The following is a 15,048-nucleotide window of genomic DNA, read 5'->3' on the forward strand; positions in this document are numbered from 1 at the left end:
CACTCACAATACGGGAGAGAGCAGCCGGGCGGCCTGGGTGGCGAGATAGAGCGGCCAGGGCCGGGCTTCAACTTCGGAGAGCCCCACCTGCCTGCAGGACTCGAAGTCCTTGAGCAGCATGGCTTCGACAGTCTCGATGGTGTCGCTGTCGGTGAACCACAGCGTGATCTCGAAATTGATGGCGAAGGAGCGATTGTCGAAATTGACGCTGCCCACGGTGGCCATCTGGTCGTCCATCAGCACCACCTTCTGGTGCAGGAAACCGTCAGTATAGCGATAGACCGCGATATCGTGCTGCACCATGCTGTCCGCGTGCGCCATGCTTGCCAGCCAGACCAGCGCATGGTCGGGATTGTCCGGCAGCATGAGGCGCACATCGACGCCCCGGAGGCGTGCGGCAAACAGGGCGGTACGGATATCGGTGTCCGGCACGAAATAGGGGCTGACGATCCACAGCCGCTCGCGTGCCCGCCCGATCAGATCGGTGAAGGCGATTGCACATTCCTCGAGCTTGTCGGCCGGCCCGCTGCCCATGACCAGGACGGAGTTGTCGCCAAAGGTCTCCAGTTCCTTGGGCGGCCGGTTTGGCAGGCGCTCACCCGTAGCCCACTGCCAGTCTTCCCGGAACAGCAAGGCGCAGCCTAGGGCAGCGGGGCCGGACACGCGCACATGGGTGTCGCGCCAGCGCCCCAGCTTTGGGTCCTCCCCCAGATATTCCACGCCCACATTGTGCCCGCCCACCCAGGCATGCTTGCCATCGGCCACCACGATCTTGCGGTGATTGCGGTAATTGATCCGGGTCGGTCCGAACAGGCGCAGGAACTTGTGCCGATGGTTGAAGCTCGAGACCTTGATCCCGGCTTCGCGCAATTGGTGGCGATAGGTCTTGGGCATGCCGGTACTGCCGAAATCGTCATAGAGCAGATAGACCGCCACGCCCGCCTTGGCTTTCGCGATCAGCCGTTCGGCCAGTTCCCGGCCCAGCCGGTCGTCCCGGACGATGTAGAACTGGACCAGGAGATATTCGGTGGCCGCCTCGATGCCGGCAAAGATCGAGTCGAATGTCGCCTGGCCATCGACCAGCAGCTCCACATCATTGCCCTTGAGAAACGGCAATTCCGAGACGTGGACCTGCACCGGCCATTTGGCGTCCGTCTCCCGGTCGATCAGCGCCAGGTCCTTGGCCCTTAGCGGGCGGTCGGCGCGGCCATTCTGCATGCGATCGGTGGCATAGTCGTCGAACAGCTTCCAGCCGAAGATCAGATAGAGCAGCACCGTGGGTATCGGCAGCAGCAGCAGCGACAGCAGCCAGGCGATCGAGCCCTGCGACGTGCGCGAATTGAGAATCTCGCGGACGGCGCAGACAATGGCGAGCAGATAGATGCCGCCCATGATCAGCGCCAACAGGTGCAGGTCCGCCACGATGGCGCGCAGGATATCGTCTATGCCGAACAAGATGGTCCTTCAGTGCAATTGCGCACGCACTCTAGCAGGCCAATTGTGGCGGACAATGACCGTTGGACCATCCGAGCCGTCTTGTCGGGCGGCCGTTAGGCCTCGGGCTCGATGACGCTCGAAATATCGATCGGCGTACGGCCCTCCATCCAGGGCGGGACCGGCAGGTTCTTGCCGCGCAGGAAGGCCGGGTTGAAGATCTTGCTGGCATAGCGATTGCCGTAATCGCAGAGCACGGTGACGATCGTGTGCCCCGGTCCCAGGTCCCGCGCCATGCGCACCGCACCGGCAATGTTTATGGCACTCGATCCGCCCAGGCACAGGCCCTCATGTTCGAGCAGGTCGAAGATGTAGGGCAGGGCCTCCGAATCCGGAATGCGGTAGGGCATATCCACCTTGAGACCCTCAAGATTGGCCGTGATGCGGCCCTGTCCGATGCCCTCGGTGATGGAATCGCCCGACGATTTCAGTTCGCCATGCTTATAATATTCGTACAGCGCCGCCCCTTCGGGATCGGCAAGGCCGATCTTGACGTCGGGATTGCGCGCCCGCAGCGCCTCGGCAACACCGGCCAGCGTGCCGCCCGAGCCGACCGCGCAGATGAAGCCATCAATGCGGCCATTGGTCTGCTGCCAGATTTCGGGGCCGGTGGTTTCGACATGGGCCCGCCGGTTCGAGACATTGTCGAACTGATTGGCCCAGACGGCGCCATTGGGCAGTTCGGCGTTGAGCTTGTCCGCCAGCCGGCCGGAAATCTTGATGTAGTTGTTGGGGTTCCGATAGGGCTTGGCCGGCACTTCGATCAGCTCCGCGCCATAGAGGCGCAGCGCGTCCTTCTTCTCCTGGCTCTGTGTTTCCGGGATGACGATCACCGATTTGAAGCCGAGCGAGTTGGCGACCAAGGTCAGGCCGATGCCGGTATTGCCCGCCGTGCCCTCGACGATCGTCCCGCCCGGCTTGAGCCGTCCCGACTTGACCGCGTCGTGGATGATGAAGAGCGCAGCACGGTCCTTGACCGATTGGCCGGGATTGAGAAACTCCGCCTTGCCCCAGATTTCGCAGCCCGTCAGGGTCGAAACGCGATTGAGACGGATCAGCGGCGTGTTGCCGATTGCGGAGATGAGGTCTTCGTGCTTGGCCATGGATCTATTTCTGGGAGGACAGGACCTTACCGTAGGGTGGCGATGCCGCTGCGGCAAGCGCCAAGCGCCGGATTCGGCAGTGCTTTTCCCGCGAAGCGACCACCGCGCAAGGGGCAGTCTCCCGCCGCTCCTTGCAGAGAATAGATTTTCGCGGCTTGCGCCGATCAGGGTTCCGCCGAAAGCGCGCCAAAAGCATCGAGCGCCCGTTGCCGCGTCTGCTTGAGATCTGCGATGGCCCGGGGATAGGTCTCGTCCAGGCCGACGCCGGCCTCTTTGAGAGTGGATGCAGGCGCCTCCGAGGGCGCATGGATGAACTTGGTAGGCAGGCGGGCCAGTTCGGGCACCCACCGCCGCACATACTCGCCCTCGGGATCGAAGCGTTCGCCCTGGGTTACCGGATTGAAGATGCGGAAATAGGGCGCTGCGTCCAGGCCGCAGCCGGCAACCCATTGCCAGCTCGCCGGATTATTGGCCTCGTCGGCATCGACCAGCGTATCCCAGAACCAGCATTCTCCACTGCGCCAATCGAGCAGCAGGTTCTTGGTCAGGAACGATGCGGTCAGCATGCGGACGCGATTATGCATATAGCCGGTTTCCCAGAGTTCGCGCATGCCGGCATCGATGATGGGAATGCCGGTTCGCCCGGCCTGCCAGGCCTTCAGCTGTGCCGGGGCATGCCTCCATTTCAGGTCTTCATATTTCGGCTGCATCGGCGTCGTGGCGATATCGGCGCGATGATAGAGTTGGTGATAGCTGAAATCCCGCCAGGCCAGTTCGGAGAGGAACTTGTCCACGGCACCCGCCTTGGTGGGATGGGCGTGGATGAAGGCCTGCGCCGCGTGCCAGATTTGTCGCGCGCTGATCTCCCCGAAGCGCAGATGCGGCGACAGTTTCGACGTTACCGCGCGCCCGGGAAAGTCGCGGCCATCGGGATAGTCGGCAACGCAATCCTCGAGAAATTTCTCAAGGCGATCTTGAGCGGCCGCCTCGCCAATGGACCAATGGGTCGCCAGCTTGCCCGCCCAGCCCGGCTGTCGATAGCCGGAATCGACCTCAGGGGCGCGCACGGCCCGGCCCGACGGTGCCGCGACCGGACGCGCGATCTCCTGATTCCTTAGCGTCTTCCAGAATGGCGTGAACACCGAATAGGGTTTGTCCTGACCGGTCTGGATCAGCCAGGGCTCCATCAGCAGATTGCCCGGATGCGAGGCCACCTCGATGCCCTTTGCCCGCAATCGCGCCTTGATCCCGGCGTCGAGCTTGCGCTCCGCCGGTCCATAGCGGCGGTTCCAGTGAAGCGCGCCGGCGTCACTCCCGCTGATCGCCGATGCCAGTACGGCTTCGGCCTCGCCGGTCTCCACCTTGAGCACGACGCCGATCCCCGCCAGGGCATGCGCCATGGCCTCAAGGCTCCGGTGGAGCCACCAGCGCGCCGCCGCACCGATGGGGCGCAGGGCGAGGTCGGTCTCGTGGATGTAAAGGGCGATCACCCTGTCATGGTCGCGGCACGCTGCCGCCAGGGCGGGATTGTCAGCAAGGCGCAAATCGTTGCGCAGCCAGACCAGGGCAGTGGACACGGCGAACCTCCTCACATCGCCAGCACTACGGCTGGGCGACGCGGGTGGTTCAGCCCTATTCCATCAACTCGGCCAGTTCTTCCAGCGCCGCACTCCAGGCTTCCATCGAGAAGATGCGCGTCTGGGCATCGGCATGGGGCAGGCCGCGCTCTGTCAGCGTGATGCGGGTGCTGTCGTCGCTGATCGCCATGAAGGCAATGTCGAGCACGAAGATCAGTTCTTCGTCCTCCTCGTCACCCTTGTGGATCCAGGACAAGACCAGCCGCTCGTCCTCGACGAAGGTCAGGACTTCCCCGCTCACCTCGTGGTCGGCCTCGTCCTCGTCTTCCGCAAAGGTCACGAAACGGTACTGCCCGCCTTCGAACGCGTCGAACTCGGCCTCGTCCGCTTCCCACTGCTCGATCAGCGCGGGGTCGGTCCAGGCGGCGAAGACATCCGACACATGGGCCGCAATGGTCCGCGTCAGGGTGATCTGGCTTTCATTGTCGGCGTCCATGCCATTGCTCATGCTGGCGTCCTTTCAGGGTGAAGTTCGGCCGTCTTGGGCAGCAGAACGGTCAGAATACCCAGTATGGGCAGGAAGGCGCAAATCTGGAACACGGCGATGATGCCGATCCAGTCCGCCAGGGCGCCCATGGCCGCCGCGCCAAGCGCGCCGATGCCGAAGGCGAAGCCGAAGACGAATCCGGCGACCATGCCGACCTTTCCCGGAACCAGTTCCTGGGCATAGACCACCATGGCCGAAAACGCCGAGGACAGGATCAGGCCGACCATCACGCTCATCACGCAGGTCCAGAACAGGTCGAGATAGGGCAGGGCAAGGGTGAAGGGCAGGGCGCCCAGGATGGAAACCCAGATGACGGCCAGCCGCCCGTACCGGTCGCCCACCGGCCCGCCGATGAAAGTCCCGGCCGCCACAGCGCCGAGGAAGGCGAACAGATAAAACTGGGCCTCCTGCGCCGACAGGCCGAATTTCTCGATGAGAAAGAATGCGTAATAGCTCTTGAGGCCCTCGATATAGATGAACTTGCTCAACAGCAGCGCGCCGAGCACCGCAAAGGCCACGATCAGCCGCTGGCGCGACAGCGCCGGCTTGCGGAGGGCAATCACGGGCCGCGTGGCCAATTGCCGCTGGTGATCCACAAACCAGCGCCCCACATGGGTCATCAGCAACAGGCCCAGCGCGGCCACGATCAGGAACCAGAAGACGCTTGTCTGGCCCATGGGGAGCAGGATCAGCGCTGCGGCCAGTGGCCCCAGTGCGGTGCCGGCATTGCCCCCGACCTGGAACAATGATTGTGCCAGGCCGAACCGCCCGCCCGAGGCCATCCGGGCCACGCGAGACGCTTCGGGGTGGAACAAAGCCGATCCGGTGCCGACCACGACAGCGGCGAGGAACAACAGCCAGAACCCGTTTGCCGCGGCCAGCATCGCCACCCCGGCCGCCACGATCGCCATGGACAGGGCCAGCCAATAGGGCTTGGGGCGAACATCACCCGAAAGCCCGAAGACTGGCTGCAGGATACAGGCGGTAATCTGCTGGCCCAGGGTCAGCAGGCCGATCTGCAGATAGCTCAGCCCATAGTTCTCCTTGAACAAAGGGTAGAGCGCCGGCAGCAGGAATTGCAGCAGGTCATTGAGGAAATGCGCGCCGCTGACGGCCAGGATGATGGACAAGGCGGTGCGCTGCGCATCCGGCGCAGGGGCGGCGGCAATGGTGGTCATGCAAAATCGCTTCGGGAACGGATTGCTGCCGTCCTACGACAGCGCGCGCGCAAGAGCAATCTCGGCGGCACAATCATTGGAGTGATTTGGAGGGAAATGGCTCCGCGAGCTGGACTCGAACCAGCGACCATTCGATTAACAGTCGAACGCTCTACCAACTGAGCTATCGCGGAACACTTTCGTGCGCCCTCTTGGCGAAGGCGAGGTCCGTGTACCCAAACCGATCCGGTTTGCCAAGCCCCTAATGACGCCTCTTGTGAATAAGTTGTCACGCCGGTTGGAGGGAGGCCCGCCCCGCAAGGGCCACCAGGTCAGCCAGCGTATTGAGATTGGCGAACGGATCTTCAGCGTGGCTGCCGGACCAATCGACCATCATGGCGTGGTGCTCCCGCAGCAGGGCTTTGGGACTGTTGGGTGCGGTTCCGGCAGTGATCCCTGCGGCCAGGTCGACAAGGTCTGCCAGACGCCAGGCGGCATTGGTGGGATAGCCATTGCCTTGCCATCCGGCCTGGGCTGCGCGCGCGCCCCCAGCGATGGCTCCGACCAGGCGTTCGACATAGTCGGGCGGCAGGAAGGGCGTGTCCACGGCAACGGTAACGACAATGGTTTCCGGGTCCCGTCCTGACAGAAGCTGTCCCGCGGCGGCGAGGCCGGCCAGCGGTCCGGCGAGCGGCAGTTCCAGGTCCCCCACTGGCGTTCCGAACGCTGTGAGGTCCTCGGCAGCTCTGCCGGTCGAAATAAGCAAAGGCGGTGCCGTCACGCGCAGCCTCGCCACGACGCGTTCGATCAGGGTCTGGCCACCAAGCCGCAAGTCCGCCTTGCGAACCGATCCCAACCGGCTGCCGCTGCCACCTGCCAGAATCAGTCCCACCGCGTTCACGATCGGCCAGTCCTCCTCAGCAGCAGGAGCAGGACGATGCCGCCGACCAACCCCCAGAATGGTGCGCCCACGCCCAGGATGGTGACGCCGGAAGCCGTGGCGACGAAGGTAAGGATCGCTGGCAGGCGCGACTGCTCTTCGGCAAGGGCCGCGCCTAGTGCCGCGGCCAGGCTCGAGAACAGCGCCAGTCCCGCCACTGCCTGGATCAGCAGGGGGGGCGAGGCGGCAATGAAGGCGGCCGCGAGGCTGGCGGTGAGGCCGAACAGGACATAGGTGAAACCCGCCGCCACCGGTGCCGGCCACCGTTTGTCGGGATCAGGGTGCGCCTCGGGACCGGCGCAGATGGCGGCCGTGATGGCGGCGAGATTGCCGGTCGGACCGCCAAAGAAGGCCGTGGCCGCGCTCGATAGACCGGTGATAACGAAGAGCGGAGCGGGCTGCACCCTGAAACCATTGCTCTGCATGACCGCTATGCCCGGTAGGTTCTGCGAGGCCATGGTCACGATATAGAGGGGCAGGGCGATGCGCACGATTGCATCCAGCGTGAAGACGGGCATGACGGGCACCAGCATGGGCCAGGCGCCGTCGAATGTGCCCGCCGGCAGATGCGTCGTCGTGACCAGCACGATCGCGGTGGCGCACACCGCCAGGGGCACCGCATAGCGGCGGGCGTATCGCAGGGCCAGGCCCCAGGTGACCAGAATCGGCAGCGTGTGCCAGGGCATTTCCGCCACGGCATTGATGGGGGCAAGGCACAGCGTAAGGAGCATGCCGGCTAGCATCGCATTGGCAATGGCCGCCGGTATCGCCGCGATGGCACGCCCCAGCGGCCGGATCAGCCCTGTCAGCGCGATCAACCCCGCACAGACGACAAAGGCGCCCGCGACCGCCGGAAACCCGCCCGGCGGTTCACCGACGGTAAGCAGGAACGCCATGCCGGGCGTGGTCCAGGCAAAGCTCACCGGGACCTTCACGCGCCAGGCAATGACGATGTTGAGCAGGCCGATGGCCATGCAGATAGACAGCAGGCCCGATCCCGCCTGTTGGGGGGATGCACCGGCCGCGGCCAGTGCGGCAAGCACGAGGGTGAAGGTGCTGGCCGAACCCACGACCGCTGCCAGCGCGCCTGCAAAGATCGGCTGGGCAAGGTCGGCCCGCTGCGGGCTGGTGGCGTCGGCAGTCATGGCGATTCCCGGATACTGAGGTGGTGCGAAGCTAGTCGCTTGCGCTCCGCTGCGCTACCGGCGAGTAGCCCGGTCCTAGCCGCGCTTGCCCGAGGGGCTGGGGCGCTTGAACTGGTCCGTCAGCGCCAGCAGCACCACCATATGCAGGCGCTCCGGTGTCGTGGGCGCCTTGAGGCATTTGACGCGCGACGATACGGTATATTTTGCGCCGTCACGTTCACCGGTCGCCGTATAGACCAGGTATTTGCTCGCCTCGTCATAATAGGCCGAGGTCACCTTGAACTGCATCTATGGTCCCGATCTCCCTGGGATCATCATGGTTCGCAGAAGCCGCAGGCCGCTGCCGGAGCGATCCGCGGGGCGAAGCCATCCGGAAAGTGCGCCCCGTGCCAATCACCCTATTGCATAAGCGATTGCCGTCAAATAGGTACTGCGTCCCAGAGGCCGCGTGGCGGAGTGGTTACGCAGCGGATTGCAAATCCGTGTACTCCGGTTCGATTCCGGACGCGGCCTCCAACTCCCCACCTCGACATCTCCCCCGCCCATTTTTCTGGAAATTTCCGGAACCGGCCGGCTATTCGCGCGTTTCAGTCTTGTCGGAACGCGATTGAAACATATCGAAGACCGATAAGAGGCCCTGAAGGCGAATAGCCTCCGGGGCCTTTTGATATGCACCGCCAGCGTGATGGAACATCGCGCCCCCGGTCGCAGTTGCTCTCCCAAGCCCGATTGGCACGCAGGAGACACTCGATGCCCAGCAAGCAATCTACCCCAGCGCCGCTCGAAACCGATCCGGGCGAGCAGCAGGACGACAATATCGATGATCTTGGCCACCGCCCTGACGGCGCGGAGCAGGACCAGCCGACAACGCCGGACGATGCGGAGGCGGATGGCGACCCGGCTGGGGATAAGTCACGCCCGGGCACCGGGTGACAGAGCCGATTTCGTCCCGGCCCGGCCTTGGAGGTTGCGTTTCATCCGCTCTTGAGCATATTCACGTCCAGCATATGCCAACCCGGACGGAAGTGTGCCATTGGCTGACTACGCAGCTGCCCGCAGGGCAATGGTCGACAATCAGATCGAAACGAGCGCGGTCACGGACCAGCGCCTGCTCTCGGTTCTGAGGCGGGTTCCGCGCGAACTGTTTGTTCCCGCCGCGCGCCGCGCGCTCGCCTATACCGACGCGCCCCATCCCGTGGGCAATGGGCGCGTTTTGCCGGCCCCCGCCGTGTTCGCGCGCCTTGTGCAGCTTGCGGGCATCCGCGAGACCGATCGCGTGCTCGACCATGGTGCGGGCAATGGCTACTCCACCGCCGTCCTGGCTGGTCTGGCGCGCGAAGTTGTTGCGCTCGATTCGGACCCCGCAATGACGCAAGCGGCGCGCACCACCTTGCGCGACCTCGGGATCGCCAATGTTGAAATCAGGGCCGGCGATATTTCGGCACAACATTTCAATACTTTTGATGCCATAATCATCGAGGGAGCCGTCGATGAGGTTCCGGACGCATTGATTCGCCTTCTGGCCCCAGATGGACGGCTGGTTTGCATTGTGCGTCAGGGGCCTACTGGGATTGCTTCGCTGAGTACGAGAACGTCCGCAGGTGTCGTTACGCGGTCGTCTTTCAATGCGACATTGCCATTGCTGGAACAGGCGGCGGCGCCGGAGGTCTTCGTATTCTAGTCAGGGTGTTGCGTTTTGATCACGCCGAACTCTGGCGATGGGTTTAGAATTGGTTTGGGATTGCCTGTGGCGGTTGTGTACACCATCTGCCGGGCACTAGAATGCCGGGGTCTGGAGGCTGGTCTATGAATTTTCGTGCAGTTGTTAGGGCGAGCTCACTTGCCATTCTGGTGGCATGTTCGTCCGCAGGCGCGGCCCACGCCCAGTCGATAACGCAGGCGCTCACTTCGGCATATGAACACGCGCCGGACCTGCAGTCCGCGCTGCTGAACGCCAAGGCCACGGCCGAGAACATCGTTCAGGCCAAGTCGGGCATGCTTCCCACCATCGGCGCCTCGATCAACGGCAGCCAGGGCAGTAGCCTTGTGGGCGGCAACTGGACGTCCAGCACCTCGCTGACCACGGGGCTATCCTACAACCAGACCATCTACGACAACAATCGCACCGCAGCGCAGGTCGAGGCCGCCCGCGCTGCCGCCGAAGTTGCCGAATACCAGATCCGCAACACCGAGCAGAACGTGCTGCTGCAGGTCGTCCAGGCCTATATGGCGGTGTTGAGCGGCCGCGAACTCCTGTCCTTGCGGCAGGACAATATCAGCTTCTTCCAGGCGCAGCTGCAGTCCTCGCAGGACCGGCTCGATGTCGGCGAGGGCACGCGTATCGACGTTGCCCAGGCCCAGGCGCGCCTTGCCCAGGGCCAGGCCGCCCAGCAGGCCGCCCTTGGCAGCCTCCAGTCTGCCGAGGCCACCTTCCAGCGCCTGGTGGGGCAGCGCCCGCAGGGGCTGTCCACCAGCCACGCCTACGCCAATCTGCTGCCGCGCTCGATCGATGCGGCCATTGCGGAAGCGGAAATCGGTCACCCGGCTATCCTGCTTGCCAAGGCCTCCATTCGTGCCGCACAGGCCGGCAGCGATGCCGCCCAGGCCGGCTATTATGGTGCCACGGCCAGTGTCTCGGGTCAGGTGGGCTCGTCCTGGACCGGCCCGTCGGGCGGCGCGCGCGACGGTCTGTCGGCCTCGCTCGGCTTCCAGATCAGCATTCCCATCTATTCCGGCGGCCGCATGGGCTCGAGCGTTCGCCAGGCCAATCTCAACCAGATCAAGTCCGAGGTGGACGCCATGTCCGCCTACGACCAGATCCGTGAATCCGTGATTTCCGCCTGGACCGGCATCCAGAGCGCCAATGCGCAGATCACCGCTGCCCAGGCGGCCGTGTCGTCCAGCAACACGGTTCTCGATGGCGTCATCCAGGAGCGCGATCTGGGCACGGCAACCACGCTCGACGTGCTCAACGCCCAGGCCGATCTGACCAGCGCCCGCGAAGCGCTGATCAATGCGTCCAACAACAAGACCATCGCGACCTTCTCCCTGCTCAGCGCCATGGGGCGCCTGACCGCACAGGATTTGGGTCTCCAGGTCGAGATCAAGACGGCAGTCCCCTATACGCAGGCTGTCGAGGATGTCTGGCAGGAATTGCGCACCGTCGCCGAGTGACGCCCCATTCTCTGACGCAAAATCTTGTGGCCGGGCTCGTCCCGGCCACAACTTTTCGTGGAAGACCACAAGTTCGGCCCTTGGGATGATTCCTAATCCGGGCCCCAGCGTCTAAGCTGATGCTTACGAATCAGGAAGAGGTGGCTGCGGATGCCTTTTCCCCTCGGGCGCATGAGTAAGAGGCACTGATGAACAAGCCGGCACCCAAAGAACCCTCCATGGACGAGATCTTGTCGTCCATTCGACAGATCATCGCCGATGATGATGCTGCCGGGGCGCCGCGCCGGCCCTCTGCCCAGTCCGCCCCGCCGCCGATGCAGGCAGCGCCGGCCCGCCCGCTGGGGGAACAGGACGACCGCGATCTCAGCGACATGCTCGATGATATCGAGCCGCTGGCGCTCTCGCCTTCGCAGATCGTCGAGGAAGGGGCTGACGCAGAGGGCTTCAGCTTCGACTCGATCCTTGCCGATACCGAGGGTCCCGAAGCCGATGCTCCTGGCCTCGTCGAGGCCGAAGACGTGACTTTCGATGTCGACGATGATCTCCCAAGCTTCGATCCGGCCCCGGCGCGCGAAGGCGTCGCTCCAAAGGCGCCTGAACCGGAACCCGAGCCCGAGCCCGTCTTCATGGCGGCGCCCGAACCCGAGCCGGAACCGGAACCCACAATGGCCCGGTCCGCGCCACTGCCCGACCCGACCCTGACATCGGACATGGCCGATCAGCTGCTTGAGCCGGCCACGCGCGCTGCCGTCCGTGGCTCGATCGGCAAGCTTTCCGCCCTGGGCATCGGCAATCCGAGCCTGACCATTGAGGCCATGATGCGCGACATGCTGCGCCCCATGCTCAAGGAATGGCTGGACGAGAACCTGCCATCGGTCGTCGAGCGCATGGTCGAAAAGGAAATCGCCCGCGTCTCGCGCGGCGAATGACTTCGCTGACGGTTCGCGGAGCGAAGGCATGGCTCCGGTGGAGCCGTGCCGGGCAAGAAGGCCATGAGAGCTACGCTCGAATGGCGGCTCACCGTGTCCGCGATATCATGGGCTGTTGACCCCGCACCCCGCATTTGATTGAAGTCTGCCAACCTCTTTCCGGCCCGCCACGGTCTATCCTGGCGGGTCGCTGCTGTTCGCGAGTGACGTGATGCTTGAAAAGACTTATGAACCCGCCGCCGTGGAAAGCCGCATCTACGATGCCTGGCTCGACGCAAAGGCCTTTGCGGCTGGGGCAGGGGCAAAACCCGGTGCCGAAACCTTCACCATCGTCATCCCGCCGCCCAACGTCACGGGCTCGCTGCATATCGGCCACGCGCTCAACAACACCATCCAGGACATCCTGGTGCGGTTCAATCGCATGCTGAAGAAGGACGTGCTCTGGCAGCCCGGCACCGACCACGCCGGCATTGCCACCCAGATGATCGTCGAGCGCCAGCTGGCCGAAAGGCAGCTCGACCGCCGCACCATGGGCCGCGACGCCTTTATCGACCGCGTCTGGGAATGGAAGGCCGAAAGCGGCGGCACCATCATGAATCAACTGAAGCGCCTCGGCGCCTCTGCGGACTTTTCCCGCGAGCGCTTCACCATGGGCGATCGTGGCCAGCCGGACGACCAGATGGTGCGTGCCGTCACCAAGGTCTTTGTCGAACTACACAAGCGTGGTCTCATCTATCGCGCCAAGCGCCTCGTGAATTGGCATCCGGGTCTCGAAACCGCCATTTCCGACCTCGAAGTGGAGAACATTGAGGTCAAGGGCCACATGTGGCACCTGCGCTATCCGCTGGCCGATGGCGTAACCTATCAGCTTCCGATCGTGGATGAGGACGGCAACGTCACCGGCCACGAAACGCGCGACTACATCATTGTCGCCACCACCCGTCCTGAAACCATGCTCGGCGACGTCGCCGTGGCAGTCCATCCGGACGATGAGCGTTATCAGGGGTTGATCGGCAAGTTCGTCGAACTGCCGCTGGTCGGTCGCCGCATCCCCATCGTGGCCGACGAATATGCCGACCCGACCCTGGGCACCGGTGCCGTGAAGATCACCCCGGCACATGATTTCAACGACTTTGAAGTGGGCGCCCGTGCCGGCGTGGAGCCGATCAATGTCTTCACCACGCGCGGCGCGATCATCGACGCCGATTTCATTCCCGCCAGATATCGCGGCATGGATCGCTTCGAGGCCCGCAAGGCCATCGTCGCCGATCTCACCGCAATGGCTGAGGAAAACCCCACCCGCGGCCTCGACCATATCGAAGACAAGAAGATCATGGTCCCGCATGACGAGAAGAGTAAGCTTGTCGTCATCGAGCCCTTCCTGACCGACCAGTGGTGGGTCAAGGCCGATGTGCTGGCCCAGCCGGCGCTGGCCTCGGTGCGCGAAGGCCGCACCAAATTCGTGCCGCAGCAATACGAAAACACCTATTTTGCCTGGCTCGAAAACATCAAGCCCTGGTGCATTTCGCGCCAGCTCTGGTGGGGTCACCAGATCCCGGCCTGGTATGGCCCGGACAATGAGGCCTTCGTCGCCTATGACGAAGCCGAGGCCAAGGCCCTCGCCGAAAAGCACTATGGCAAGCCGGTCGAGCTTACCCGCGATCCGGACGTGCTCGACACCTGGTTCTCCTCCGCCCTCTGGCCGTTCTCGACGCTTGGCTGGCCCGATGAGACCCCCGAGCTAAAGCGCTATTACCCGACCGATGTCCTCGTCACCGGCTTCGACATCATCTTCTTCTGGGTCGCCCGCATGATGATGATGGGCCTCGAATTCCTCGACAAGGAACCGTTCCACACGGTCTACATGCACGCCCTGGTCCGCGACGAAAAGGGCCAGAAGATGAGCAAGACCAAGGGGAACGTGATCGATCCCCTGAAGCTCGTCGATGAATACGGTGCTGATGCCACCCGCTTCACCCTGGCCGCCATGGCCGCGCAGGGACGCGATCTGAAACTCGCCATTTCGCGCGTCGAAGGCTACCGCAACTTCGTCACCAAGCTCTGGAACGCCGCGCGCTTCCTCGAAATGAACGAATGCCGCCGCGTCGCCGGCTACGATCCCAAGGCCAACACGCTGGCACTCAACCGCTGGATTGTCGGCGCCACCGCCCGCGCCCTCCAGTCCGTGCGCACCGGCATCGAGGACTATAAATTCAACGAAGCCGCCAACAGTGCCTATGATTTCGTCTGGGGCACGTTCTGCGACTGGTATGTGGAATTCGCCAAGCCGGTCTTCATGGGCGAGGACGAGGCTGCCAAGGCCGAAACCCGCGCCACCGCCGCCTGGGCCCTCGATCAGATCCTGATCATGCTGCATCCGATGATGCCCTTCGTCACCGAAGAGCTCTGGGCCGAGACCGGCAAGTTCGGCCCAGCCCGGGATGGCATGCTGATCACCACCGAATGGCCGGACCTGTCGGACCTCGGCGATGCCGACGCCGATGCAGAATTGGCCTGGCTGATCGACGTCATTTCCAATGTCCGTTCGGTGCGCGCCGAGATGAACGTGCCGGCGAGCGCCAAATTGCAGCTCGTGGTCACCGGGGCAGGGGAGCAGACGCTTGCCCGGCTTGTGGCCGGCACCTCGCTGATTTCGCGCCTCGCACGCCTCGAGGAGATTTCGCCACGAAATGAAGTGCCGGGGGAATCCGCGCAGTTCGTCGTGGGCGATGCGACCTTTGCCCTCCCGCTCGCTGGCGTGATCGATATCGCGGCCGAAAAGGCCCGGCTTGAAAAGGAAGTCGCAAAACTCGACGGCGAGGTCGCGCAGGTCGACAAGAAGCTGGGCAACGAGCAGTTCGTTTCCAAGGCGCCAGAAGAGGTCATCGAGGAACAGAAGTCGCGCCGCGATGCCGCCGTGGAGCGCCGGACACGCATTCTCGAAGCCCTGAAACGCCTGAGCTGATCGAGGCCGCAGCCATG

At 63.8% G+C, this 15,048-nt stretch carries 13 protein-coding genes and 2 tRNA genes; 6 read left to right on the plus strand and 9 right to left on the minus strand.

The window, feature by feature from the left end; translation table 11 throughout:
* Positions 1-3 precede the first annotated feature (3 nt).
* The 9 genes from cls to K1X15_RS06845 form a co-directional block, all read right to left on the minus strand.
* Entirely contained in the window at positions 4-1,455 is a 1,452-nt protein-coding gene (gene cls, locus K1X15_RS06805) for a cardiolipin synthase (RefSeq protein WP_240549679.1), read from the minus strand.
* A gap of 95 nt (positions 1,456-1,550) precedes the next feature.
* On the minus strand, positions 1,551-2,597 hold the full coding sequence (locus tag K1X15_RS06810; protein WP_220306738.1) for a cysteine synthase A: 1,047 nt from the start codon (positions 2,595-2,597) through the stop codon (positions 1,551-1,553).
* 164 nt (positions 2,598-2,761) lie between these two features.
* Positions 2,762-4,174: a cryptochrome/photolyase family protein gene (locus tag K1X15_RS06815; RefSeq protein ID WP_220306739.1), complete on the minus strand. Its 1,413-nt coding sequence runs from the start codon at positions 4,172-4,174 to the stop codon at positions 2,762-2,764.
* Positions 4,175-4,229: 55 nt separating this feature from the next.
* Positions 4,230-4,682 (minus strand): SRPBCC family protein, encoded by a 453-nt coding sequence (locus K1X15_RS06820; RefSeq protein WP_220306740.1) that lies wholly within the window; start codon positions 4,680-4,682, stop codon positions 4,230-4,232.
* Entirely contained in the window at positions 4,679-5,899 is a 1,221-nt protein-coding gene (locus K1X15_RS06825; protein ID WP_220306741.1) for an MFS transporter, read from the minus strand. Before K1X15_RS06825 ends, K1X15_RS06820 begins: the two co-directional genes overlap by 4 nt.
* Positions 5,900-5,996: 97 nt before the next feature.
* Positions 5,997-6,072, minus strand: a tRNA-Asn gene (locus K1X15_RS06830).
* 95 nt (positions 6,073-6,167) lie between these two features.
* A complete protein-coding gene (mobA, locus tag K1X15_RS06835; protein ID WP_220306742.1) occupies positions 6,168-6,779 on the minus strand; it encodes a molybdenum cofactor guanylyltransferase in 612 nt (203 codons plus the stop codon).
* On the minus strand, positions 6,776-7,963 hold the full coding sequence (locus K1X15_RS06840) for a benzoate/H(+) symporter BenE family transporter (RefSeq protein ID WP_220306743.1): 1,188 nt from the start codon (positions 7,961-7,963) through the stop codon (positions 6,776-6,778). Before K1X15_RS06840 ends, mobA begins: the two co-directional genes overlap by 4 nt.
* Positions 7,964-8,038: 75 nt before the next feature.
* Positions 8,039-8,251, minus strand: a complete 213-nt coding sequence (locus K1X15_RS06845; protein WP_220306744.1) for a hypothetical protein — start codon at positions 8,249-8,251, stop codon at positions 8,039-8,041.
* Between the two features lie 154 nt (positions 8,252-8,405).
* Here K1X15_RS06845 and K1X15_RS06850 point away from each other — a divergent pair.
* From K1X15_RS06850 to K1X15_RS06875, 6 genes are all read left to right on the plus strand, one after another.
* Positions 8,406-8,479, plus strand: a tRNA-Cys gene (locus K1X15_RS06850).
* A 234-nt stretch (positions 8,480-8,713) separates the two neighbouring features.
* Positions 8,714-8,896, plus strand: coding sequence for a hypothetical protein (locus K1X15_RS06855; protein WP_220306745.1), 183 nt, complete (start codon positions 8,714-8,716; stop codon positions 8,894-8,896).
* A 100-nt stretch (positions 8,897-8,996) separates the two neighbouring features.
* Positions 8,997-9,644 carry a protein-L-isoaspartate O-methyltransferase family protein gene (locus tag K1X15_RS06860; RefSeq protein WP_220306746.1) on the plus strand — a complete coding sequence of 216 codons (648 nt, stop codon included), beginning with the start codon at positions 8,997-8,999 and terminating at the stop codon, positions 9,642-9,644.
* Between the two features lie 125 nt (positions 9,645-9,769).
* Entirely contained in the window at positions 9,770-11,137 is a 1,368-nt protein-coding gene (locus tag K1X15_RS06865; RefSeq protein WP_220306747.1) for a TolC family outer membrane protein, read from the plus strand.
* Positions 11,138-11,325: 188 nt separating this feature from the next.
* A complete protein-coding gene (locus tag K1X15_RS21410; protein WP_220306748.1) occupies positions 11,326-12,066 on the plus strand; it encodes a DUF2497 domain-containing protein in 741 nt (246 codons plus the stop codon).
* Between the two features lie 211 nt (positions 12,067-12,277).
* Positions 12,278-15,031, plus strand: a complete 2,754-nt coding sequence (locus tag K1X15_RS06875; protein WP_220306749.1) for a valine--tRNA ligase — start codon at positions 12,278-12,280, stop codon at positions 15,029-15,031.
* Positions 15,032-15,048 lie beyond the last annotated feature (17 nt).

The organism is Devosia salina (genome assembly GCF_019504385.1).
Classification (GTDB): domain Bacteria; phylum Pseudomonadota; class Alphaproteobacteria; order Rhizobiales; family Devosiaceae; genus Devosia; species Devosia salina.

What these genes read in the sequence shown, in the direction of transcription:
- K1X15_RS06875 (WP_220306749.1), top strand. Translation starts at nt 12,278, where the DNA reads ATGCTTGAAAAGACTTATGAACCCGCCGCCGTGGAAAGCCGCATCTAC.
- K1X15_RS06855 (WP_220306745.1), top strand. Translation starts at nt 8,714, where the DNA reads ATGCCCAGCAAGCAATCTACCCCAGCGCCGCTCGAAACCGATCCGGGC.
- K1X15_RS06845 (WP_220306744.1), bottom strand. Translation starts at nt 8,251, where the DNA reads ATGCAGTTCAAGGTGACCTCGGCCTATTATGACGAGGCGAGCAAATAC.
- K1X15_RS06865 (WP_220306747.1), top strand. Translation starts at nt 9,770, where the DNA reads ATGAATTTTCGTGCAGTTGTTAGGGCGAGCTCACTTGCCATTCTGGTG.
- K1X15_RS06810 (WP_220306738.1), bottom strand. Translation starts at nt 2,597, where the DNA reads ATGGCCAAGCACGAAGACCTCATCTCCGCAATCGGCAACACGCCGCTG.
- K1X15_RS21410 (WP_220306748.1), top strand. Translation starts at nt 11,326, where the DNA reads ATGAACAAGCCGGCACCCAAAGAACCCTCCATGGACGAGATCTTGTCG.
- K1X15_RS06840 (WP_220306743.1), bottom strand. Translation starts at nt 7,963, where the DNA reads ATGACTGCCGACGCCACCAGCCCGCAGCGGGCCGACCTTGCCCAGCCG.
- K1X15_RS06820 (WP_220306740.1), bottom strand. Translation starts at nt 4,682, where the DNA reads ATGAGCAATGGCATGGACGCCGACAATGAAAGCCAGATCACCCTGACG.
- K1X15_RS06825 (WP_220306741.1), bottom strand. Translation starts at nt 5,899, where the DNA reads ATGACCACCATTGCCGCCGCCCCTGCGCCGGATGCGCAGCGCACCGCC.